Raw genomic sequence first — 21950 nt, 5'->3', positions numbered from 1 at the left:
GCCTTGCGCCGATGAAGAGCCGGCTGCGCGCCGGCTTTTCTTTTTCTTGCATTTATGATGATCGTCATTTAAGATGTTTTGCATGATAGCCGAAACCCTCTCCCTGCGGTTGCAACGCCGCGGCATCCACTACGCGTGGATCATCGTTGCCTTGACCTTCCTGACCGGGCTCGCGTCGTCGGCGGCACTCGGCTTGCCGGGCGCGCTGCTGCAGCCATTGAGTAAAGAGTTCGGCTGGGGTGTCGACCAGATTTCTTCGGCGCTGGCGGTGCGCTTTGCCCTGTTTGGCCTGATGGGACCTTTCTCGGCGATCCTCATGGAACGTTTCGGCTTGCGCAAAGTCGTGGTGACGGCGCTCGGCCTGATCACGGCCGGTTCGCTGCTGGCGCTGGGGATGACGCAGTTCTGGCAGCTGGTGTTGCTATGGGGCGTGATGCTGGGCGTGGGCTCGGGCATGACGGCGCTGGTCCTGAGTGCGGTGGTGTCCAATCGCTGGTTTGAATCCCGGCGCGGCCTGGTGGTCGGCGTGCTGACAGCCAGTTCGGCAACGGGGCAACTGGTCTTCCTGCCGGTGGGGGCATGGCTGGTGGAGCGTTTCGGCTGGCGCATGGCGGTGGTGCCGGTGCTGGTGGCGTGCGGCGCGATCGCAGTTGCCGTGTACTTCCTAATGCGAAACCGACCCGCGGACTTGGGCCTGGCGCCGTACGGCGCCACGCAGCCCGTGACGGCGGGGCCGGCGCCGATGATGATCGGGTTCGCAACGCCGTTCCGCATCCTGCGCGAAGCTTCGGGCAGCCTGGTATTCTGGCTGCTGGCCGGCAGCTTCTTCATTTGCGGCCTGAGTACGAATGGCCTGATCCAGACCCATTTCATCTCCCTGTGCGGCGATGCGGGCCTGGGGCCGGTGCCTGCTGCTTCCGTGCTGGCGATGATGGGCGCTTTCGACCTGGTTGGCACCATTCTTTCCGGCTGGCTGTCCGACCGCTACGACAACCGCAAGCTGCTGTTCTGGTACTACAGCCTGCGCGGCCTGTCGCTGCTGTGGCTCCCGTATTCGGAATTCACGCTGTATGGCCTATCGGTGTTTGCCATGTTCTATGGCCTGGACTGGATCGCCACCGTGCCGCCGACAGTGCGCCTGGTTGCAACGACCTTCGGCAAGGAAAAAGCCGGCATGGTCTTCGGCTGGATATTCGCAGCCCACCAGTTGGGCGCGGCGCTTGCCGCGTTCGGGGCAGGGCAGGTGCGTACACTGCTGCTTACCTATAACCCGGCCCTGTTTGCTGCGGGAGCGGCTTGCCTGGTGGCCGGACTGATGGTGCTGGCGATCCGGCTGCGGCCCGCCGCCGCAGCGGCGCCGGTCGCAGCCAGCGCCGCTTGAGGGTTCAGGACTGGGCGAGGATCGCCAGGCTGACGCCGATGCCGGCGAACCACACCAGCGTGCGCAGGGTGGCCAGGTTGCTGATGTAGATGATGCTGTAGGTGACGCGGATCAGGACGAATGCCATCGCAAGGATGTCGATGCGGTCCTGGTTGGCGTGCGCCTGCTGCGCCAGGATGACGGCGGCAATGAACAGCGGCAGTGCTTCAAAGCCGTTCAGGTGTGCGGCGTGGGCGCGTTTCATCCAGCCAGCCTGGCGGCTGGCCCAATCGCGCGGGTCGGCGTTGTCGTAGCGGTCCTTGCTCGTGACCGAGGCGACTTTGGGCGTCAGCGCAACCATCATTGGCAGCAGGCAGGCCGCGGCGATACACCAGTTTGCAACCGTCATCTTCTACTTCTCCTCTTAATTAAGGTATTTGGCGAGCCAGCCGTGCACCTCGTTATAGAAGTAGCGGCTGTTTTCGCCTTTCAGGATCCAGTGGTTTTCGTCCGGGAATACTACCAGCTTGCTCGGCGTATTCAAACGCTGTTGTGCCGCGAAGTTCATCAGCGCGTTGTTGACCGGTACACGGTAATCCAGTTCGCCCACGGTGATCAGGATCGGCGTCTTGAAGCCGGTGCCTTTTTCGTGATTCGCGCCTTGCATGATCGGGCTTTGTTCGCGCCAGACCGGCAGGTTGCTCCACACCGGTCCCCCGCTATTGACTTCGCGGCCGTAGATGCTGTCGCTGGTACCCCATTGCATCACCAGGTCCATCTCGCCGGCGTGCGACACGATGGCCTTGTAGCGGGTAGTGGTGGCCTGCAGCCAGTTGGCCAGGTGGCCGCCGTAGCTTGCGCCGCCGGCTGCCAGCCTGGTGCTGTCGATGAACGGGTACTTCCTGATCGCTTCATCGACTGCCCAGTTGATTTCGTCGCCCGGGCCTTTCAGCGGGTCGTGCTGGATCGAGCGTGCGAATTCCTCGCCATAGCCGGTGGAGCCCTTGTAGTCGGTCAGCAGCACCACATAGCCAGGCTTGGCCAGCAGGTGGTAGTTCCATCGCAGCACGAACTGGTCGCGCCACATGTTTGCCGCGCCGCCGTGAATCACCGCGAACAACGGATACTTCTTGTTCGGGTCAAAGCCGGCCGGCTTGACGATCATGTTGTGGATCTGGCGGCCGTCCGGAGTCTTGTACCAGAAGTGTTCGGGCGCCTGCCAGTCGATCGTTGCGGCTTTTTCCACGTTGAAGGAAGTCAGGCGCTTTGGCGTGCCGTTGAAGGAGTAGATCTCCGGCGGGTTGATGGCGGATTCCCATACGCCCACCAGCGCCTTGCCGCCGGCGTTCAGCGAGTTGATCGCACCGTTGGGCAGCGATGGCTCTTCACGCTTGTCGCCACCTGCGTAGTTCATCGAGTTGACCTTTTCCAGGCCGGCATGCTCGAACGAGTAGTAAATGCGCTTGCCATCGGCCGGCAGCGCAATGCGCGAGACCGAGCGGTCCAGGTCCTGGGTCAGGATCTTCGGCTGCGCGCTGGTGAATGGCCAGGCGAAGCTTGCCACGCGGGTCAGGTCGTACACCTTGTTCGGCGCTTCCTCTTCGGTCAGCGCGAACAGGGTCTTGCCGTCCGGGGAGAAGCGCAGGTCGTGGTAGCTGCGGCCATCCCTGGTCAACTGGGCCGGCTCGCCGCCTGCTAGCGGGACGCTGTAGACCTGGGTGAAGGTCGAGGCGCGCGCGGCTTGGTCGCGGTTGGTGGAGACGGCGAACACCACGCTCTTGCCATCCGGCGCCCAGACGGCATTCAGCGACTGGCCATCGTCGCCCTGGCTGCCGCCAAAGCCAGGCAGGTCGGCCAGCTTGCTGCCGGCAAGGATATCGCGCGGCCTGGCGTCTGCTTGCGCATCCATGACGAACAGGCGCACCTTCTTGTCGTCCAGCCACTTGTCGAAGAAGCGCGGCGGGAAGGATTCGTAGGCGCGGGCGCTGTATTTGCGTTCCTTGCGCTCCTTTGCGGCCTTCTTCACCGCTTCTTCGCTGCCGGTGCCGGGGAAGATCTCGCTGACGAACAGGATCTGCCTGCCGTCCGGGCTCCACTTGGGCATGCGTGCGCCCAGCGTCAAGGTGGTCATGCGCTGGGCTTCGCCGCCGCTGGCCACGTCGATCCGATAGATTTGCGGCGCCTCGTCGCCTTCGCGCTTGGCGACGAACAGCAGGAAGCGGCTGTCGGGCGACCAGGCGTGCGCGGATTCGCCGCCTTTGCTGAAGGTCAGGCGGCGCGGCGCGCTGTCGTCCACCAGCGATTTGATCCAGATGTCGGACCATTGTTCCTTGCTGTCGTAGGCAGGATCGGTGACCGAGAACACTGCCCATTTGCCGTCCGGGCTTGGCTGCGGGGCGCCGACGCGTTTCATCAGCCATACGTCTTCGTGGGTGATGGCGTGTTTGGCAGGTTCAACCGCGGCCGCCTGGGCCAGGCCGGCGCAGGCGCCGAGGATCAGCAGGGAAGTGAGCTTGGGGAAGAGTTTAGTTGCAATCATTGCACGGGCTTCGTTGATTCAGTGGAGCGAAGATAGTGGGGAAACGGCCGCCCCGTGTCAACGTGCTGTTACTTAGCTGATACAAAGAAGCGCGTGGTAGACTCGCGCCCCATGAATTCCATCCTCGCGCTGAAACTGTTCCTCGTTCCTTCCCTGATCTACGCGGTCACGCTGGCTGGCCGGCGCTGGGGGCCTGCCGTTGCGGGCTGGCTTTCGGCATTCCCGATCGTTGCGGGGCCGATACTGTTGGCGATCTCGCTGGAGCAGGGGGCGGGGTTTGCAGCCACTGCGGCGGAAGGTACCCTGATGGCCGTGCTGGCAATGATTGTCTTCAGCCTGGCGTACGCCTGGGCTTCCGGGCGGATGGGCGTTGCCGGTGCGATGCCGGTCGCGCTGGCGGCATGGGCGCTGGCGGTGGCCGCCTTGCAGTCGGTGCGGCTGTCACTGCCGATCGCAGTGCTGGCCGTGGTCGCGGCGCTGGTAGCCGCGCCGCGCCTGTTCCCGCCGCGATCCCGCGCCCCGGCCGTCCCGGCTGGCCCGGCCGGCGCAGGTGGCGTAGCGGCGGTGCGCCGCGGCGGCGACCTGCCGTGGCGCATGCTGGCCGGCGCCGTGCTGGTGATGTCCGTCAGCGCGGCTGCGGCCGGGCTGGGTCCGCGCCTGAGCGGCTTCTTCGCCATGTTTCCCGTGATGGGCACCGTGCTGGTCGGCTTTACCCACGTGCAGGCCGGCCGCGACAGCGCGGTGCAACTGCTGCGCGGTACGATGCTCGGCTACTTTGCCTTCGCCGCATTCTGCGTGGCGATTGCGCTCCTGCTGCGCGCGCAGCCGGTGGCCATATCGTTCTTTTGCGCCTTCGTTTTCGCGCTGACTATCCAGCTGCTGGCGAAAGCCGCATCGACAAGGCGCCAGGCGACATGACGAAGCCGTGGTACTCCTCGTTGTCGCCTTCGACCGAAACCAGGTCGAAGCGCCCCAGCAGGCAAGCCATGGCCACCTTCATCTCCAGCAGCGACAGGTAGCGCCCCGGGCAAAGGCGCGGCCCGGAACCGAACGGCATGGCCAGCTGGCGCGCATTGCTGCCATCGAGCCAGCGCTGGGGATCGAAGCCGGCCGCATTGCGCAGCTTCGATTCGGACACACTGTCGTGCCGCAGCACGCACCACACCAGGCTGTCTTTCGGCACCTGCACATCGCCCACCACGCAATCGCGATTGGCCTGCAGCGGAATAAAGGGGGCAGGCGGCTTGATGCGCATCGCCTCGTGGGCGCAGGCGTCGATGTATTCCAGCTGGTCCATCTGTTCGATGGTGAAGCGGGAGCAGTCGGGAGCTACGCGCCGCACTTCCTCCTGCGCACGCTGCAGCGCCGCCGGATGACGGGCCAGCAGCCAGATCAGCCAGGACAAGGCGCTGGAAGTCGTGTCTTCGCCGGCCAGCAGCATGGTGCTGACGTTGCCCACCACGGCGGCGTGGTCGATGCCGCTGCCGTCCTGGTCGGCCGCTGCCAGCATCGCCTCCAGCATGTTCTGCGGCTTGGTGGCGCGCGAAGGATCGTCGGTCATGCGTTGGCGCGCCTTGGCGATAAAGCCGTTGGTCGCCTCGCGCATGGCCAGCACCGCCGCCTCCAGCCTGCGGTCGTAGGGCAGCTTGACATAGCGCCAGTAGGGAACCGGCAGCAGCGAACGGCGCGCCGTCCCTTCCATAATCAGCTCAAGCTGCTGTTGAACCACGTCGTCGCCATGCTCGATGGTGTTGACCTCTTCGCCGAACGCCAGCCCGGCGATGACGTCCACCGTATAGCGCTTCAGGTCTGCGTTCAGGGCGATGGGCCGGCCTTCCTGCGCCGCCTGTGCCCAGCGCCCCTGCAACCGTGCGCCGACGCGCGCCAGCAAGGGGAAGTAGGCCTTGATCGCGTGCGGCGCAAACGCCTGCATCACCATCTTGCGCTGGTTGCGCCAGGCTGCTCCTTCCGCCAGGAAGACGCCGCGCTCGCCGCCCATCTCATCCGATACCTGGGCCGTGACATCGATCCGCCGGAAACCGTCGGGCCGGTCGCGCAGCACGCCGCCGACCAGCGCCGCATCGGCAACGACCAGCGCTTGCGTGCGGCCAAAACACAGGCGGAATAAAGTGCCATAGTGCTGCGCCAGTGCCTCGACATCGGCATGCACCTTGCGAGGGCGGATCTGCAAGGCATTGCCGAGAAAAGGCAGCCCCTTGGGTCCGGGCAGGTCGGAAAGCCGGCGCAGCGCGCCGCTAGCTGGGGTGGTTGTGGTATCCATGAGGGCCAGTATGCGCCTGGCGTGCGGCCCGGTCTTGAACATTTGCGACATCGCGCTACAATGTTGTGCATGTTGCCAATTAGTAAATTCATCGTGCCGCGCCGTTCGCTCGCCTCCTGCCTGCGCGCGATCGTCGTGCGCAATACCGTCGGTTGCGAGCTGCCCGATGAGCAGCGCCTGAACCGTTATCCTTCGACCGGCTTTCCTGTGCTGTTCCTGCAACTGGTGGGCGAATCGGTCATGGTCGAGCCGCCCATGCCGGACAAGTGCCCGGAAGGCGCGGCACTGCTGTCCGGGGCATGGACCGGGCCCACGGTTTCCGCCAATCCCGGCCCCACGCATTTCATGACTGTGCTGTTCTTTCCCGAAGCGCTGCATCGCCTGACCGGGATCGACATGAGCACCATCGTCGACCAGTTCCAGCCGCTTGATGCCTTGCTCGACAGCGAATGGCAGCAGCTGGCGGCGCACATGCTGGCTGCCCCCGACGACGATGCGCGCGTGGCTTTGCTGGAGGAGTTCCTTGAGCCGCGCTGGCGCGCCGTGCGCGGCCACAGCCATGTCGATGGCGCCGTGGGCGACTGGGTGCGCCGCCTGGAAGGGCAGGCTGCAGCAGCGGGCATCGGCCGCAGCGTTCGCATGGCCGAGCGGCGCATCCGCGAGTGGGCGGGGCAGCCGTTGCGCCGCCTGCGCCGCTCCTATCGCGCCGAACAGACCTTCATTGCAGCGCGCGACGCCGCATTGAAAGGCAGGGTTTCGCTCGGCGACATGGCTCAGCTGGGCGGCTACTCCGACCAGTCGCACATGAGCAGGGAGGCGCGCGCAATCAGCGGCCTGAGCCCGTCCGAGATCCTGCGCCGCGGCCTGGAAGACGAAACCTACTGGGTCTACCGTATCTGGAACTAGCATTGCTGCGAGCTATAATCGGCGCGCCATGACAGATATTGACGACGACGAACAGTTGGTGACTGAGCTGGGCCTCGCAGCCCGCGGCATCGAACTGGCAAAGCAGGAGGGCCGGGTATTCCTGCGCTTCACGGGCGCCGTGGAGCTGGACGGCCTGCACCTTCCCTACGACCTGGTGCCGCAGCAAGGCGTACTGGCCAAACCCTCCAAATGGCGCAAGCTGGAGCGCGACGGGCGCGCGGCCTTGTTGCTTGAGCGCGGCAGCGAAGCGGCGCAAGGCGCGCTGCATGCCGATGTCGCCGCCTTCGCCGCCGAGCTGCGCGAAGAGTGCGACGATTGTGGCATGCGGCCGATGGACTTCCTGCACGCGCTGGAAGACATGCAGACCTCCGAACCGGCCGGCATCGTCTTCGACCGCATCCGCCAGCGCCTGGAGCATGCGGTGGAGCGCCATCGTGAAGAGCGCCACGCCGAACGTACACGGCAAAGCATCAACCTGGCGGAATACCCGGACACCTTCGAGGTGGCGCGCCGCCTGCCGCGCAAATTCATCGCGCTGCTGGGGCCGACCAATTCCGGCAAGACCCACAAGGCGATGGAAGCGTTGGCAAAGGCGCGCAGCGGCGTCTATCTCGCACCGCTGCGCCTGCTGGCATTGGAAAACTACGAGCGCCTGCAAGCTTCCGATCCCGAGCTGAAGGTCAGCCTGGTGACCGGTGAAGAGCGCCGTATCGAACAGGGCGCGACCCACGTCGCCAGTACGGTGGAAATGCTGGACACGCGCACCCCGGTCGAAGTGGCGGTGATCGACGAGATCCAGATGCTGTCCGACTTCGACCGCGGCGCGGCCTGGACCGCCGCAGTCTGTGGCGCACCGGCACGCACGGTCTACCTGGTGGGCGCTGCCGAGGCACGCCGCGCGGTGGAAGCGCTGGCGCAGCGACTGGAGTGCCCGATCGAAGTCCATATCCTGAAGCGCAAGGCGCCCTTGTCGATGGAGCCGTCCGCCGTACGCAAGCTCAAGGGCTTGCGCAAGGGCGATGCCGTGATCGCATTCTCGCGCCGTGAAGTGCTGATGTGGCGCGATATGGTGACCGAGGCCGGGCTGTCGGTCGCCACCGTGTACGGCAACCTGTCGCCGGAAGTGCGGCGCGCGCAGGCGCAGCGCTTCCGCGACGGGCACGCTGACGTGGTGGTGGGCACCGACGCCATCGCCATGGGCTTGAACCTGCCGATCCAGCGCGTGGTGATGACCACCACCGTCAAGTACAACGGCTACGAGGAAGAGGAAATCCCGGCGGCATTGGCGCGCCAGATTGCGGGCAGGGCAGGGCGCTACGGCGTGCACGAGGAAGGCCACGTGGCCGGCTACGACGACGAGACGCACGGCGTGATGCGTTCGCTGCTGAAGGAAAAGCTGCCCCCGCTGAAGGCCACCGGCTTCGCCGTGGCGCCAACGCTGGAACACCTGCACCGCATCGCTTCCGTTACGGGCGAAGGTTCGCTGGCGCGGCTGCTCAAGCGCTTCGTCCACAATATCGACGTGCCGGACGGCTTCTTCTTCCCGCGCATCACCGAAGAGCAGTTCGAACGCGCCGAATGGCTCGACACCTTGCCGCTGTCGGTGGCCGACAAGTTCACGTTGTCGCTGGTGCCGGTTTCCTGCAACGTGGTCACGCTGCAAAAGGCATGGGAGCATTGGTGCGTGTCGCTGTCGCGCCAGCGCGTTACCCACCTGCACCCGGAGCAGAACCCGCTGCAGTGGATGAACCTGCAGGAAGCGGAAGACGCCTGCCGCCTGTACTCGGCCTACGCCTGGCTGGGCTACCGCCTGCCGGAATTCTTCCCCGATGTGGCGCAGGCGCTGGAGCTCTCGCGTTCAGCCTCGGAACGGGTGGACGGCATTTTGCAAGACCAGAACGCCGCCAACCGCCGCCGCCAGCCCAAGCGCTTCCGTTAAGGCGGCGCGAAACGCAGCAGCACCAGCAGGCCGCGCCCACCATCGCCATCATGCAGCGTGATGCGGGCGCCGTTACGCCGGGCTGCGCGCTCCGCAATGGCAAGGCCAAGGCCGCTGCCGGCATGGGTCTGGCCGGGAATGCGGTAAAAGCGCTCGAATACCCTGGCGCGCAGTTCCGGCGCGATGCCAGGGCCTTCGTCGCAGACCGCCAGCGTGGGCGCGGCCCCCGCCGATAACGCGACGCGTATGCAGCCGCCGTCCGGCGAATATTTGATGGCGTTGCCCACCACGTTGTCGAGCAGGGCGACGATGCTTTCGCGGTGCAGGGCAAGGCGGCATGCGGGCGGCGCTGCCAGCTCCAGTTCGACATTGCGCTGCATCGCCAGCGGCGCCGCATGCGCCAGCCGTTCGCGCAGCAGGTGCACCAGATCGAGCGGCTGTGCCGCGCCGGCCTCGGCATCGTGGCGCGCCCGTTCCAGGGCCAGCAGCTGGTGCACGGTGTGCGTTGCGCGCGCGACGCCCTGGCGCAGACCCTGGTCGGCTTCCTGCAAGCGCGCCGGGTTGTCGCGATGGTTCAGCAGCAGGTGGGCATTGGCCTGGATCACGGACAAAGGCGTTTTGAGTTCGTGCGCGGCATCGGTCAGGAATTGCTTGTCGCGTTCGACGCGCTCGGTCAGGCGCTGCATCAGGCGGTTCACTGAAGCGGCGAGCGGCGCCAGCTCGCGGTAGCCCGATGGCGGCAGCGGCTGCAGGGCGCTGTCCGAGCGCTGCTCGATCGCCGCCACCAAGGTCTGCAAGGGCTGCAGGCCGCGGCGCACGATAAACCATGCGGGCAGCAGCAGGAAGGGCAGGCTGTACAGCAAGGGCGCCAGGTAATAGGCGGCACCGGAACCGGTCAACAGCCAGCTGGTGTCATGCATGGCGTCGCGCCGCACGACAAGCCCGGCGGCGGCGTTGTGTTCCGTCTCGCTCGACCAGTTGGCGCCGAGGCCGGGGCTGTCCGGACCGGGCAGCGCCAGTCCCGCGGGCAGGCCGCCTGCGGAGCGGTAGATGGGTTCGCCGTGCAGCCAAACCTGCAGCATGACCGGCTTGGGCCAGTAATCGATTTCGCGCAGCATGTCGTAGCGCAGTTTCTCCACCTGCTGTGCCACGCGCGCCGTTTCCGCAGCATCATGCGCCACCGAGCGCAGGTTGAGCAGGATCTGGCGCGTCCAGCCCCGGTTTTCAGCCGCCGTGTGGCGGGCGTGCAGTACCTTGGTTTCATAGACGGCCAGGCCGACCACGCCGAGCCAGATTGCCAGCATCACCAGCAGGAAGCCACCCAGCAGGCGGCGGAACAGGGAGCGCTGTGCCATCATGCGACGATCATGTAGCCGATGCCGCGCACGGTACGCAGGTGCCGCTCGCCGATCTTCTTGCGCAGGTTGGACATGTGGACATCCAGCGACTGGCTTTCGTTGCCGGCCAATGCGCTGTCCTCAAGTTCGGTGCGCGTTACGACGCGGTCGGCCGACTGCATCAGTGCCAGCAGCAGGGCGTACTCGGTGGGCGAGAGTGCAACCGCCTCGCCCTCGCAGCGCGCGGCCTTGCGCCGTTCGTCAAGCGCAAGCGCGCCGCATGTCCAGATGCCGGTGCCGGCCGATGCACCATGCGTGCGGCGCAGGACGGCGCGCAGCCGCGCCAGCAACTCCGCCATGTCGAAGGGCTTGACAAGGTAATCGTCGGCGCCAGCCGCGAAACCCGACAGCCGGTCTTCCAGTGCATCGCGCGCCGTGATCAACACCACCGGCAGCAGGTCGTCATTGCCGCGTAGTTCCCGCAGCATTGCCATGCCGTCGCCGTCGGGCAGGCCGAGGTCCAGCACGGCGGCAGCAAAGCTGCCTGGCGCGAGCAGGCGGCGGGCATCGGCAGCCATGCGCACCCAGACAGCATCGAAGCCATCGTCCAGCAGCACGGCCTGCAGGGCGCGGCCCAGTTCGAGGTCATCTTCTACGAGCAGGATCTTCATGGCCCCGGAGTGTAGCAGCAAGCATGCCGCACGGTCTTTAGGAAGCCTGAAGGTTTGCCGCAGCCGGCGCCGCTAGAATCGCTGCGTTTAAACAGGAGACCTTATGCGAGCTATCACTACCTTGCTGGCGCTGGCGCTGGCATTTGCCGCGCCGCTTGCCGGCGCCGCGCCATCCATGAAACTGGAGCACACTATCGAGCTGCGCGCGCAGACCGTTTCGAGCCCTGTGGTCGCGCAGGGCAGGCTGTTCATCGGCGCGGAGGACGGCAATCTCTACGCCTATGACCTGGCCAGCCGCAAGCTCGCCTGGCTATACCATGCAGGTGCTGGCATCGGGTCCACGCCGGCAGTGGCCGATGGCACGGTGTACGCACTGGCGCGCGACGGCCGCTTGCACGCAGTCGATGCCGCGACCGGTGCGCGCCGCTGGGAATTTGCCACCCAGGGTGAAGCCCGCTTTGCGGCATACGGCCTGTATGGCAGCGAGAAGAGGGCCGCTCCTGCCCGCGATCCCTGGGATTTCTGGCTGTCGTCGCCGGTGGTTGCGGACGGCCGCGTGTACTTCGGCAGCTCCGATGAGCGCCTGTACGCGCTGGACGCGAAGACGGGTGCCGTGCAATGGGCTTTCAAGAGCGGCGGCATGATCCACGCAGCGCCCGCGCTTGCCGGCAAGACCCTGGTGTTCGGCAGCTGGGACGGTGCGGTGTATGCGCTGGATGTGGCCAGCGGCAGGCAGCTATGGCGCTACCAGACCGAAACCGAGCAGAAGACCAGCACCCTGTTGGGCGTGCAGGCCCCGCCCCTGGTTGATGGCGATACGGTGTATATCGGCTCGCGCGATACCTGGTTCTACGCGCTGGAGCTGGCCAGCGGGAAGCTGAGATGGCGCTATGACGGCAAGGGTTCCTGGGTGATTTCGGGTGCGGTCGCCAGCGGAAAAGGCGTCTACTTCGGCACGTCCGACACCAATCTGCTGGTCGGCCTGGACAAGCGCAGCGGCCAGCCCCTGTTCGAACATGACACCAAGGTGTGGACTTACGCCACGCCGGTACTGGCTGGCGGAACCGTGTATGGCGCCAGCATGCGCGGCGAGCTGTTTGCGCTGGACGCAACAACGGGTAAAGCGCAGTGGTCCTGGCGTACACCGGAAAGCCTGGCCAACGATTTCGGCCTGCTGGATGCAAAGAGCGGCAAGTTCGACAGCAAGCGTTTGTTTGAAGGTCCCCAGTCCATGCTGGCCACGATCGAACATGTGAAACGGCTGGGCGCCTTTATCTCGACGCCGGTCTGGCATGATGGCCAGCTGATAGCGGCCACCGCAGATGGAAGGGTGATGTTCTTCCGCTGACAGAAACAAAAAAGCCTCGTCCGAAGACGAGGCTTTCCTGTTCATTCTGGTAGGCCGTGCGGGGCTCGAACCTGCGACCAACGGATTAAAAGTCCGCTGCTCTACCAACTGAGCTAACGACCCGAAAGAGGCCGTATTATATACGAGGATTGCGGCGTTTGCAAAGCCCCTTTTCTGCCGTCAGCCCATGGCGGTAACTTTGAGTACTTCTTCCGCCGTGGTCACGCCCTCGCGCACCTTGAAGGCGCCTGCAATGCGCAGCGGGATCATGCCTTCGGCTACCGCTTGCTTGCGCAAGGCAGTGATGTCGGTTTCCTCTTCCAGCATGGAGTTGAACGATTCGCTGGTGGTAAGCAGCTCATAGATGCCGGTGCGGCCGCGGAATCCGGTCTGGCGGCATTCCGGGCAGCCGACCGGGCGATACACCTTCTCCGGCTTGCCCATGTCCCAGCCCCCGCTCAGGCCTTGCCAGATATCGTCGGCCAGTTCGCCGCCTTCTTCCTTGCAGTCCACGCAGAGTGTGCGCACCAGGCGCTGCGCCATGATGCCGATCAGGGTCGCTTCCAGCATGTAGTAGGGCACGCCCAGTTCCAGCAAGCGCATCACCGCGGATGGCGCGTCGTTGGTGTGCAGGGTGGACAGCACAAGGTGACCGGTCAGCGCGGCCTGGATTGCCATTTCGGCAGTCTCCAGGTCACGGATCTCACCCACCATGATGATGTCCGGGTCTTGCCGCATCAGGGCGCGCACGCCGTCGGCGAAGGTCAGGTCGATGCCGGGCTGCACCTGCATCTGGTTAAAAGAGGCTTCCACCATCTCGATCGGGTCTTCCACCGTGCAGACATTGACCTCCGGCGTCGCCAGCGTCTTCAGCGTGGTGTACAGCGTGGTGGTTTTGCCCGAGCCGGTAGGGCCGGTAACGAGGATGATGCCGTGCGGGCGGTTGGTCAGCGCATCCCAGCGCTTTGCGTCTTCGACCGGGAAGCCCAGTTCGGGCAGGGTCTTCACCACCACCTCCGGGTCGAAGATACGCATCACCAGCTTTTCGCCGAAAGCGGTAGGCAGGGTCGACAGGCGCAGCTCGATTTCCTGGCCGCCGGCGGTGCGGGTCTTGATGCGCCCGTCCTGCGGCCGGCGCTTTTCGATGACGTCCATGCGGCCCAGCAGCTTGATGCGTGCGGTCATGGCGATCATCACCACGGCAGGCACTTGGTAGACCTGGTGCAGCACGCCGTCGATACGGAAACGGATGGTGCCGAGGTCGCGCTTGGGCTCTAGGTGGATATCCGATGCACGCTGTTCGAACGCGTACTGCCACAGCCAGTCGACGATGTTGATCACGTGCTGGTCGTTGGCATCGACCGTCTTGTTCATCTTGCCCAATTCGACGAGCTGCTCGAAGTTGTTGCGCAGCGCGACGTCCTGGCCAGTGTTCTTGTTGGCGTGCTTGATCGACTTGGCCAGCGAGAAGAACTGCGAGGTGTACTGGGAGATGTCGAGCGGGTTCGAGATGACGCGCTTGATGACGCGGCGCGAGACCTTGGCGATTTCCGCTTCCCACTCCAGTGCGAACGGATCGGCGGTGGCCACGGTCAGCGTATCGGGCGTGATTTCCACCGGCAGTATGTTGAAGCGCGCCGCATAGCTGGCAGACATCACGTCCGCCACCTTGGTGAAATCGATCTTCAGCGGGTCAATGCGGTAGAAGGGCAGTTTGGCGCGCTGCGCCAGCCATTCGGTCAGCACGTCCAGCGTCAGCAGCTTCCCGCTCTTGGCCGACACCAGCTTGCAGTGCGCCACCGCGCTCAGGGGATGCATGGCGCCGGGCGTATTGCGCAGGATGCCCTGCGCTTGCGAGTAAAGCCCTTTGACTTCGGCTTTCTCGACCATTCCATCGGCCAGCAGCCAGGTGAAGATAATTTGAAGATCGAGTGCTTTTGCCATGGGTGACCTTATGCGAGTGCGGCTTTCAGTCCCTTGAGCCAGGACTTTGCGGGCAACTTAGTTTCGGCGACGATTTGTGCGGCGCGCTCTGCCAGCGCAGCAACGTCGATCTGGCGGCGGGTCTTGAAGGCGATCGCCACCACGTTCCCATCGTGGACTTCCGGCAGCGACACCACTTGAGGGAAGGCAAACTTCATCGCCTTCAGATTCTTGGCGAAGCTCGGATGGTCGCCGAACAGGTTGATGGTCATGATGCCATCGTCATTCAGGCAGGCGGCGCAGGCCTGGTAGAACTCGGGCGTGTCGAGTACCGGGCCGCGTGCGGTGGCATCGTACAGGTCGACCTGCAGCGCATCCAGGGTGCCGTGGTGGTCGGGATTGGTGACGTAATCCATCGCATCCATTTCGACCACATTCAGGCGCTCGTCATTGTCGGGCAGCTTGAACATGGCATAGCAGATGCTGATCACCGACGGGTTCAGTTCCACGGTGGTGACCTGCGTCTGGAGAAAGTGCTTGTAGCAGAACTTGGTCAGCGCGCCGGTGCCCAGGCCCAGTTGGGCGACGTGGGACGGGGCATCATGCCACAGCATCCACGCCATCATCTGCTGCGCGTACTCCAGCTCTGGCCAGTCCGGTTTGCGGATGCGCATCGCCCCTTGCACCCACTCGGTACCGAAATGCAGGTAGCGCACACCATCCAGTTCGGATAGCGTGACCGGCGCAAACCTGGGTTTTCGCGTGGCCGGACGCGAAGACTCTTCTTTTTCAATGGATTTACGTTTGATCAGCATGGCGGCATTATCCCGCGTTATCTTGCTCACAAGCAAGCGCACGATAAAAAATGGGGACGGGCCCCATTTTCCGCCTGGCGGAAAACGGGGGCCGTCCCCATTTTTTCGTGGCCGGGACTTAATTATTCATCGGCTCAACATTCACGCGCAGGCGAATACGCTGGCCCGGATCGTAACTCATGAAGTTGGTGTAGGTGCGTCCGCGATAATCGTACTCCACGTTATAACCGGTGGTGCGGGTCTCGTACGCATCGACCATGCGGCACTGTTTCACGGCCTGCTCCTGCACTGCGCCCGGCTGGGCGTTCGCGTTCTGGGTGCGGTCACCGATCACGGCGCCGGCAATCGCGCCGGCGGCGGTGGCGGCAGTCTTGCCGCTGCCCGAACCAACCTGGCTGCCCACTGCCGCCCCCAGGATGCCGCCCAGGATGCTGCCGCCGACACCGCGTTCCTGCGGCTGCTGCACCTGGACATACTCGGTGCGGCACTCCTGGCGTGGCCGGTTAACCTGCTCGGTCACTGGCGTTACGCGGGTCACGCGGCCGTAGTCTTCGAAGTCGATGGCCTGGGCCTGCGCCAGCGGCAGGGCGCCGAGGCCCATTGCTGCGAAAAACAATTTAGTTTTGGCTTTCATTCTGTTTACCTCGTTTCTGTCTTTTGGGCAGTTCGCTTTGCTTAAATTGGAATTGCACGTCTAAATAGTAACGCCAAGGCTTGTATCCTTGGGGGAAGTAAGGCAACAAAATGTAACCCCATGCTTTTGGGTTAATATGGTAAGTTTTTAACAAAACTTGCGTTAGGACTCACTTTCGGGTTGATTCATAGAGTACAACACGTTACCCTTATGGCGTGGAATCAGATTGACAGGGAGAAACGAAAGCTCCGGCCCCGGCGCATTGACCCGCCTACGGCTTGTAATGGATAGGTCGATTTGAGGGAAAGATGAGTTTGTTGATAACTGTGCCGCCTAATTTAGTCCAGTCTATTCGCGCCTTCCGCGTGGCAGAGCTGCAGGACGAGGCAGCGCGCCTGGGGCAGCACTTTTTGTACGCACATTGCAATGCCGGCCTGACCAAGCAGCAAGTCCTGGGCATTATTGCCGAGTCTTTCCACATCCCTAAACCGCACGGCAAGAATTTCGACGCCCTGCGCGAAACCCTGACGGAAACCATGGCCAAGGCAGGCGAGCAGACCGGTTTCCTGATCGTCCTCGAACAATTGCCAAATACGCAAAAATTTGACCGCGAAGCACGCGAGTGCCTGCTCGATGTATTTCGCGATGCGGCCGATTTCTGGGCCGAAAAGAAAGTACCGTTCCGCGTCTTTTACTCCTTCGAGTAGCCGCAAACCCCCACTTGCATAGTTTGCTGCGCAGCAGCATAATGTCGCGTTGGCTCGCCTGAGCAGGTACAATGGCGGCCATGAAAAACATCGTCATCCTCATTTCCGGACGCGGAAGCAATATGGAAGCGGTGGTCCGTGCAGCCCAGGCCGAACAATGGCCGGCCCGCATTGCCGCCGTCATCAGCAATAAGGCGGACGCCAAAGGCCTCGAATTTGCGGCCAGGCACGGCATCCCGACCGCAGTAGTCAGCAACAAGGATTATCCTAGCCGCGAAGCATTCGATGCTGCGCTGCAGGAAGTCATTGACGGCTTCAAGCCCGACCTCGTGGTGCTGGCCGGCTTCATGCGCATCCTGACGCCGGGCTTTGTCAGCCACTACGAAAACCGCATGCTGAATATCCACCCATCGCTGCTGCCGCTGTTCCCGGGACTGCACACGCACGAGCAGGCGCTGGCATCGGGCGCCGCCACGCACGGCGCCACCGTCCATTTCGTGACCGCGGAGCTGGACCATGGCCCGCTGGTGGACCAGGTGGCCGTGCCGATCCTGCCGGGCGATACCGCCGATGTGCTGGCGGCGCGCGTGCTGGAGCAGGAATGGGTCATGTACCCGCGCGCGATCCGCTGGTTCATCGAAGGCCGTTTGCGGGTCGAGGATGGCAAGGTCAATATTGACCGCAACTGAACAAATAGAAAGAACACCATGCGTTTGCCACCATACGTCCTCACCAGCGCCGAAAACGTGCTGCGTGAAATCATGCGCTTCACTGCGCCGGCCGACACCACCCTGTCGCACTTTTTCAAATCGCACCCTAAGCTGGGCGGCCGCGAGCGCGGCGCCATTGCTGAATCGGTATACGCCGTGCTGCGTAACAAGGCCTTCTTCACCGACCGCGCCGAGGCCGGCGCAGGAGGCGCCACCATGCGCCGCCTGGTGCTGCTGGGCATGGCCGATGCCGTCGGTATCGACGCCCTGCCGGGCCTGAGCGAAGAAGAATCCGAATGGCTGAAGCGCCAGCTCGAAATCGACCGCTCGCTGCTGCATAAATCGATGCGTGCGAACATGCCGAAATGGCTGTTCGACAAACTGGTCGCGCAATACGGCGAAGAGGAAACCCTGGCCCTGGCCGATGCGCTGAACACCCCGGCGCCGCTGGACCTGCGCGTCAACGCCATGAAGAGCGACCGCGATGCGGTGGTGGCTGAACTGGCCACCGCGCCTATCGTCGCCGAGCCAACGCCGTATGCCCCGCTGGGCCTGCGCCTGAAGAAAAAGCCGGCGCTGCAGAACCTGCCGCTGTTCAAATCCGGCGCGATCGAAGTGCAGGACGAAGGCAGCCAGCTGCTGGCTCAGATCCTCGGCGCCAAGCGTGGCGAGATGGTGGTCGACTTCTGCGCCGGCGCCGGCGGCAAGACGCTGGCGCTGGGTGCGCAGATGCGCAACACCGGCCGCCTGTATGCCTTCGACGTATCGGAAAAGCGTTTGAGCAAGCTGAAGCCGCGCCTGGCGCGCTCCGGCTTGTCGAACGTGCACCCGGTCGCCATCGCCCACGAAAAAGATGCCAAGGTCAAGCGCCTGGCGGGCAAGATCGACCGCGTGCTGGTGGACGCGCCATGTTCCGGCATGGGCACGCTGCGCCGCAACCCGGACGTGAAATGGCGCCAGCCGGAAGGCGCGATCGCCGAAATGCACGAAAAGCAGGTCTCGATCCTGGACGGCGCAGCGCGCCTGGTCAAAGGCGGCGGACGCCTGGTGTACGCCACCTGCTCGCTGCTGGACGAGGAGAACGACGCAGTCGCAAAGCAATTCATCGAAACCCATCCGGATTTCGAGCTGGTGCCGATGTCCAAAGTGCTGGCAGAGCAAAAGATCGCCAACCTTGAGATGGGCGACTACCTCAAGCTGCTGCCGCACAAGCACCAGACTGACGGCTTCTTCGCCGCCGTCTTCGAACGCAAGCCGATGGCCAAGCCAGCCAAGGCCGACGAAGAGTAACTGCCCAGCCCGTGTCAACCTTGGGGTCAGACCCTTTGCTTGCCACGCGCGCGTGGCAAGCAAAGGGTCTGACCCCAAGGTTGACACGGGCTGAACCATAAGGAGAAAACCGAACGATGTCGTTGGCGAACTTGCTGAATGATCTTCTGGGTGATCTGCGCGATCCGGGCCTGATGTGGCAGGTGGGTGCGATCGTGTTGTCCATCATGCTGGGCTGGACCTTGTCGCTCTTCCTGCTGCGCGGCGTGAAGGCGCGTACCGCTAATAATGATGTGGCGCGCTTTGGCGTGGAGAGCTTTGGCCGCGTGGTCGGTCCGCTGGCCATCGTCGTGCTGCTGTGGGCTTCGCAGAAAATGCTGGGCCGCTTCCACCTGCACACGAATCTGTTCAACCTGGCGCTGCCGATCTTCAGCTCGTTGGCCGTGATCCGCTTCGGCTTTTACCTGCTGCGCCGCGTGTTCGTGCGCGGTGGCGTCGTGGGCGAGGGCATGCAGAATTTCGAGAAGGCCTTCCAGCTCCTGGTGTGGCTGGCCTTCGTGCTGTATATCACCGGCTTTTACCGGGAGGTCTTTGCCTTCCTCGACGACACGCTGATCCCGCTCGGCAAGCACAAGGTGTCGATCGCAACCATCTTGCAGGCGGCAGTGTCGGTGGTGGTGCTGCTGTTGCTGGCTATGTGGGCCGGCGCGGCGTTGGAAGAGCGCTTGATGAACCTGCACACCATGCATTCCAACCTGCGCGTGGTGATCGCGCGCATGGGCCGCGCGGTGCTGATCCTGGTTGCGGTGCTGCTCAGCCTGTCGCTGGTGGGCATCGACCTGACCGTGCTGTCCGTGTTCGGCGGTGCGCTGGGCGTCGGCCTTGGCTTGGGCTTGCAGAAGATCGCCAGCAATTATGTGTCGGGCTTTATCATCCTGCTGGACCGCAGCCTGACCATCGGCAATGTCATCACGGTCGACAAATACACCGGCCAGGTTACCCAGATCAATACCCGCTATACCGTGCTGCAGGGGACCGATGGCGTGGAATCGATCGTACCGAACGAAATGCTGGTCTCGGGCGCGGTACAGAATTCTTCGCTATCGAATCCGGCCGTGGTGATCGTCACCCGCGTCACGGTCGGCTACGATAGCGATGTCGATTTCGTGCTCAAGCTGATGGAAGATGCTGCCCTGTCCATCGAACGTGTCATGAAGGACAAGCCGCCTTCGGGCATGCTGCAGGCGTTTGGCGCTGATGGCCTGGAACTGGCGCTGGCTTTCTGGATCGCCGATCCGGAAAATGGCCGCGGCGGCGTGACTTCGGATGTCAATCGGGCAATCTGGAAGTCCTTGAAAGAAAACGGAATTACTGTACCGTTCCCGCAACGCGAGATTCGCCTGCTGGGCCCTCTGCCTGAGCAGTCTGCCTAAAAAATAATCAGTGCCTACGGGAAAACCTTCCGCTAATCACTTGCGAAAGCGCGTACAATTGCGCCTATTCGGAGTCCTCATTTGGAGTTGTAATGGATTTAAGCGCAGTTCTCGATTTCATCAGCCATGGCGTGACCGGCCTCGGTGCCTGGGCCACGGTTGGCGTGACCCTGATCCTGACCCACATCACCATCGCCAGCGTGACGATCTTCCTGCATCGCCACCAGGCGCACCGTGCCTTGGAACTGCACGCGATCCCTTCGCACTTCTTCCGTTTCTGGCTGTGGCTGACCACCGGCCAGGTGACCAAGGAATGGGCGGCGATCCATCGCAAGCACCACGCCAAGTGCGATACCGAAGAAGATCCGCACAGCCCGGTCACCAAGGGCATCAAGACCGTGTTCTGGCAAGGCGCCGAGCTGTACCGCGCTGAGTCCAAGAACAAGGAAACCATGGAGAAGTACGGCCACGGCACGCCTGACGACTGGATCGAAAAGAACCTGTACTCGCGTTTCAGCTGGCAGGGCGTGGCGCTGATGCTGATCATCGATTTCATCCTGTTCGGCGCCAAGGGCATTACCGTGTGGGCCGTGCAGATGCTGTGGATCCCTGTGACCGCCGCCGGCATCATCAACGGTATCGGCCACTGGTGGGGCTACCGCAATTACGACTGCTCCGATGCTGCGACCAACATCATCCCTTGGGGCATCATCATCGGCGGCGAAGAACTGCACAACAACCACCACACTTATGCGACTTCGGCCAAGCTGTCGTCCAAGTGGTATGAGTTCGACATCGGCTGGGGTTATATCCGCGCCATGGAAATGATCGGCATGGCCAAAGTGAAGAAGATGCCGCCCAAGCCCAAGTTCGACACCGCCAAGGTGAAGGCCGACTTCGAAACCCTGCAATCGGTGATTGCCAACCGCTACGACGTAATGGCCAAGTACGCCAAATCCGTCAAGCACGCCTGGAAAGAGGAGCTGGCGCAACTGAAGGACAAGTCGCAGCTCGATGCGCGTTTCCCTAAATCGGCCCGCAAGCTGCTGCAGCGCGAGCCAGGCAAGCTGGAAGCTCCACAGAAGCAGCAGCTGGTGGAATTGTTCCAGCATTCGAAAGCCCTGGAAACCATGCACAATATGCGCGTGGAACTGGGCATGCTGTGGGAGCGTTCGCATTTCACCCGCGACGAGCTGGTACACAAGCTGCAAGACTGGTGCGAGCGTGCGGAGGCGTCCGGCATCAAGTCCCTGCAAGAGTTCTCGATGCGCCTGCGCAGCTACGCCTAAGCCGGATCGGCCTTGCCATCAGACGGCCCTTCGGGGCCGTTTTGTTTTTTAAGGGGAGCGAATGACTGCAGTCAGGACTGGTATGCCGGCAGCAGCCTGCCGCAGGTTTGGCAGCCAACCGTGCGCCGGTGTGACCAAAATACCTCGATGGATGGGAAGGCCCGCAATTCGTGTTGGCGTGACTTAGGTCTTAGGAGTATGCTGTTTCCGTGAGTCAACATTTTAGGAGATTGCAGTGAAATGGTGGATTTTTCCGCTGGCGATGACCCTGGCAGGTACTGCCCAGGCCGCGAGCTGGGTCATTAAACCTGATGGCCTCGGACCGTACAAAGTGGGCGCCCGCTACGAAAACCTGGGCAAGACCTTCGGCGGCCTGGAGCCTGACAAGGACATTACCCTGGACAAGGTATGCCGCGTGGCGCGCTCCAAGCGCTATCCAAGCCTTGAGGTGACGTTCGTGCGCAAAGTCGTCGTCCGGGTCGACGTGGCGGGACGCTACGCGACCGAACGCGGCGTGCGTATTGGCGATCCGGCATCCAAGCTGCAGCGCGTGTATGGCGACGCAGTGAAGCCGCATCCTGAGCATCCGGATTGGCTGATGGTGGAAACGGGCGACCGTGAACTGGCCATCCGCTACATGATGCACGAGGGAAAGGTAACGGCAATCCACGCCGGCAAGCGCCTCCAGCTGCAAACATTGGAAGGCTGCAAATAAAAAAATGTCCACCTTGGGGTCAGACCCCGAGGTGGACACTCGTGTCCACTTCG

At 63.3% G+C, this 21950-nt stretch carries 19 protein-coding genes and 1 tRNA gene; 11 read left to right on the top strand and 9 right to left on the bottom strand.

Going from position 1 to position 21950, the window contains the following annotated elements:
- The first annotated feature begins 82 nt into the window (after window positions 1-82).
- Entirely contained in the window at window positions 83-1381 is a 1299-nt protein-coding gene (locus tag ACWBU6_RS24310; RefSeq protein WP_452645903.1) for an MFS transporter, read from the top strand.
- Between the two features lie 4 nt (window positions 1382-1385).
- Here ACWBU6_RS24310 and ACWBU6_RS24305 read toward each other — a convergent pair whose 3' ends face one another.
- On the bottom strand, window positions 1386-1769 hold the full coding sequence (locus tag ACWBU6_RS24305; RefSeq protein ID WP_452645902.1) for an MAPEG family protein: 384 nt from the start codon (window positions 1767-1769) through the stop codon (window positions 1386-1388).
- 15 nt (window positions 1770-1784) lie between these two features.
- Window positions 1785-3899, bottom strand: coding sequence for a dipeptidyl-peptidase 5 (locus ACWBU6_RS24300; protein ID WP_452645901.1), 2115 nt, complete (start codon window positions 3897-3899; stop codon window positions 1785-1787).
- Window positions 3900-4010: 111 nt separating this feature from the next.
- On the opposite strand from ACWBU6_RS24300, the gene ACWBU6_RS24295 reads away from it, so the two are divergent.
- Window positions 4011-4817 (top strand): hypothetical protein, encoded by an 807-nt coding sequence (locus ACWBU6_RS24295; protein ID WP_452645900.1) that lies wholly within the window; start codon window positions 4011-4013, stop codon window positions 4815-4817.
- Here the strand turns inward: ACWBU6_RS24295 and ACWBU6_RS24290 are convergent.
- A complete protein-coding gene (locus ACWBU6_RS24290) occupies window positions 4768-6180 on the bottom strand; it encodes a cytochrome P450 (protein WP_452645899.1) in 1413 nt (470 codons plus the stop codon). The two genes, ACWBU6_RS24295 and ACWBU6_RS24290, sit on opposite strands and share 50 nt — an antisense overlap.
- A 69-nt stretch (window positions 6181-6249) precedes the next feature.
- Between ACWBU6_RS24290 and ACWBU6_RS24285 the strand changes: the two genes are divergently transcribed.
- Together ACWBU6_RS24285 and ACWBU6_RS24280 are read left to right on the top strand one after the other, a co-directional pair.
- Entirely contained in the window at window positions 6250-7086 is an 837-nt protein-coding gene (locus ACWBU6_RS24285; protein ID WP_452645898.1) for a helix-turn-helix domain-containing protein, read from the top strand.
- Between the two features lie 28 nt (window positions 7087-7114).
- Window positions 7115-9046 (top strand): helicase-related protein, encoded by a 1932-nt coding sequence (locus tag ACWBU6_RS24280; RefSeq protein ID WP_452645897.1) that lies wholly within the window; start codon window positions 7115-7117, stop codon window positions 9044-9046.
- On the opposite strand, the gene ACWBU6_RS24275 is transcribed toward ACWBU6_RS24280, so the two are convergent.
- Window positions 9043-10404, bottom strand: a complete 1362-nt coding sequence (locus ACWBU6_RS24275; RefSeq protein ID WP_452645896.1) for a sensor histidine kinase — start codon at window positions 10402-10404, stop codon at window positions 9043-9045. The two genes, ACWBU6_RS24280 and ACWBU6_RS24275, sit on opposite strands and share 4 nt — an antisense overlap.
- The gene (locus ACWBU6_RS24270) at window positions 10401-11054 is read right to left on the bottom strand and encodes a response regulator transcription factor (RefSeq protein WP_452645895.1); all 654 of its coding nucleotides are present in this window, start codon (window positions 11052-11054) and stop codon (window positions 10401-10403) included. The genes ACWBU6_RS24275 and ACWBU6_RS24270 overlap by 4 nt, the downstream gene beginning before the upstream one ends.
- Window positions 11055-11157: 103 nt before the next feature.
- On the opposite strand from ACWBU6_RS24270, the gene ACWBU6_RS24265 reads away from it, so the two are divergent.
- A complete protein-coding gene (locus ACWBU6_RS24265) occupies window positions 11158-12402 on the top strand; it encodes an outer membrane protein assembly factor BamB family protein (protein WP_452645894.1) in 1245 nt (414 codons plus the stop codon).
- Between the two features lie 47 nt (window positions 12403-12449).
- On the opposite strand, the gene ACWBU6_RS24260 is transcribed toward ACWBU6_RS24265, so the two are convergent.
- The 4 genes from ACWBU6_RS24260 to ACWBU6_RS24245 all read right to left on the bottom strand — a co-directional run bounded on the left by ACWBU6_RS24260 (window position 12450) and on the right by ACWBU6_RS24245 (window position 15774).
- Window positions 12450-12525 (bottom strand) — tRNA-Lys (locus ACWBU6_RS24260).
- Between the two features lie 57 nt (window positions 12526-12582).
- Entirely contained in the window at window positions 12583-14346 is a 1764-nt protein-coding gene (locus tag ACWBU6_RS24255) for a GspE/PulE family protein (protein ID WP_452645893.1), read from the bottom strand.
- 8 nt (window positions 14347-14354) lie between these two features.
- Window positions 14355-15140, bottom strand: a complete 786-nt coding sequence (locus tag ACWBU6_RS24250) for a spermine/spermidine synthase domain-containing protein (RefSeq protein ID WP_452645892.1) — start codon at window positions 15138-15140, stop codon at window positions 14355-14357.
- Between the two features lie 118 nt (window positions 15141-15258).
- Window positions 15259-15774 carry a glycine zipper 2TM domain-containing protein gene (locus tag ACWBU6_RS24245; RefSeq protein ID WP_452645891.1) on the bottom strand — a complete coding sequence of 172 codons (516 nt, stop codon included), beginning with the start codon at window positions 15772-15774 and terminating at the stop codon, window positions 15259-15261.
- A gap of 308 nt (window positions 15775-16082) precedes the next feature.
- On the opposite strand from ACWBU6_RS24245, the gene ACWBU6_RS24240 reads away from it, so the two are divergent.
- From ACWBU6_RS24240 to ACWBU6_RS24215, 6 genes are all read left to right on the top strand, one after another.
- Entirely contained in the window at window positions 16083-16481 is a 399-nt protein-coding gene (locus tag ACWBU6_RS24240; protein ID WP_452645890.1) for a barstar family protein, read from the top strand.
- Window positions 16482-16561: 80 nt separating this feature from the next.
- Window positions 16562-17170 (top strand): phosphoribosylglycinamide formyltransferase, encoded by a 609-nt coding sequence (purN, locus tag ACWBU6_RS24235; protein ID WP_452649616.1) that lies wholly within the window; start codon window positions 16562-16564, stop codon window positions 17168-17170.
- A gap of 18 nt (window positions 17171-17188) precedes the next feature.
- Window positions 17189-18481, top strand: coding sequence for an RsmB/NOP family class I SAM-dependent RNA methyltransferase (locus ACWBU6_RS24230; RefSeq protein ID WP_452645889.1), 1293 nt, complete (start codon window positions 17189-17191; stop codon window positions 18479-18481).
- A 116-nt stretch (window positions 18482-18597) separates the two neighbouring features.
- Window positions 18598-19893, top strand: coding sequence for a mechanosensitive ion channel family protein (locus ACWBU6_RS24225; RefSeq protein WP_452645888.1), 1296 nt, complete (start codon window positions 18598-18600; stop codon window positions 19891-19893).
- Between the two features lie 92 nt (window positions 19894-19985).
- Window positions 19986-21182, top strand: coding sequence for a DesA family fatty acid desaturase (locus ACWBU6_RS24220; protein WP_452645887.1), 1197 nt, complete (start codon window positions 19986-19988; stop codon window positions 21180-21182).
- Between the two features lie 235 nt (window positions 21183-21417).
- Window positions 21418-21897, top strand: a complete 480-nt coding sequence (locus ACWBU6_RS24215) for a hypothetical protein (RefSeq protein ID WP_452645886.1) — start codon at window positions 21418-21420, stop codon at window positions 21895-21897.
- Window positions 21898-21950 lie beyond the last annotated feature (53 nt).

It is taken from the genome of Pseudoduganella sp. HUAS MS19 (assembly GCF_053615455.1).
The sequence above is the reverse complement of the archived record's forward strand: the minus strand, read 5'-3'. Positions and strand labels throughout refer to the sequence as shown.

Excerpts from the sequence above, each read along its gene's own strand:
- ACWBU6_RS24230 (WP_452645889.1), top strand. The coding sequence starts at position 17,189 with ATGCGTTTGCCACCATACGTCCTCACCAGCGCCGAAAACGTGCTGCGT.
- ACWBU6_RS24285 (WP_452645898.1), top strand. The coding sequence starts at position 6,250 with ATGTTGCCAATTAGTAAATTCATCGTGCCGCGCCGTTCGCTCGCCTCC.
- ACWBU6_RS24225 (WP_452645888.1), top strand. The coding sequence starts at position 18,598 with ATGTCGTTGGCGAACTTGCTGAATGATCTTCTGGGTGATCTGCGCGAT.
- ACWBU6_RS24255 (WP_452645893.1), bottom strand. The coding sequence starts at position 14,346 with ATGGCAAAAGCACTCGATCTTCAAATTATCTTCACCTGGCTGCTGGCC.
- ACWBU6_RS24270 (WP_452645895.1), bottom strand. The coding sequence starts at position 11,054 with ATGAAGATCCTGCTCGTAGAAGATGACCTCGAACTGGGCCGCGCCCTG.
- ACWBU6_RS24295 (WP_452645900.1), top strand. The coding sequence starts at position 4,011 with ATGAATTCCATCCTCGCGCTGAAACTGTTCCTCGTTCCTTCCCTGATC.
- ACWBU6_RS24250 (WP_452645892.1), bottom strand. The coding sequence starts at position 15,140 with ATGCTGATCAAACGTAAATCCATTGAAAAAGAAGAGTCTTCGCGTCCG.
- ACWBU6_RS24240 (WP_452645890.1), top strand. The coding sequence starts at position 16,083 with ATGAGTTTGTTGATAACTGTGCCGCCTAATTTAGTCCAGTCTATTCGC.
- ACWBU6_RS24275 (WP_452645896.1), bottom strand. The coding sequence starts at position 10,404 with ATGATGGCACAGCGCTCCCTGTTCCGCCGCCTGCTGGGTGGCTTCCTG.
- ACWBU6_RS24310 (WP_452645903.1), top strand. The coding sequence starts at position 83 with ATGATAGCCGAAACCCTCTCCCTGCGGTTGCAACGCCGCGGCATCCAC.
- ACWBU6_RS24245 (WP_452645891.1), bottom strand. The coding sequence starts at position 15,774 with ATGAAAGCCAAAACTAAATTGTTTTTCGCAGCAATGGGCCTCGGCGCC.
- ACWBU6_RS24300 (WP_452645901.1), bottom strand. The coding sequence starts at position 3,899 with ATGATTGCAACTAAACTCTTCCCCAAGCTCACTTCCCTGCTGATCCTC.
- ACWBU6_RS24220 (WP_452645887.1), top strand. The coding sequence starts at position 19,986 with ATGGATTTAAGCGCAGTTCTCGATTTCATCAGCCATGGCGTGACCGGC.
- purN (WP_452649616.1), top strand. The coding sequence starts at position 16,562 with ATGAAAAACATCGTCATCCTCATTTCCGGACGCGGAAGCAATATGGAA.
- ACWBU6_RS24305 (WP_452645902.1), bottom strand. The coding sequence starts at position 1,769 with ATGACGGTTGCAAACTGGTGTATCGCCGCGGCCTGCCTGCTGCCAATG.
- ACWBU6_RS24265 (WP_452645894.1), top strand. The coding sequence starts at position 11,158 with ATGCGAGCTATCACTACCTTGCTGGCGCTGGCGCTGGCATTTGCCGCG.
- ACWBU6_RS24290 (WP_452645899.1), bottom strand. The coding sequence starts at position 6,180 with ATGGATACCACAACCACCCCAGCTAGCGGCGCGCTGCGCCGGCTTTCC.
- ACWBU6_RS24280 (WP_452645897.1), top strand. The coding sequence starts at position 7,115 with ATGACAGATATTGACGACGACGAACAGTTGGTGACTGAGCTGGGCCTC.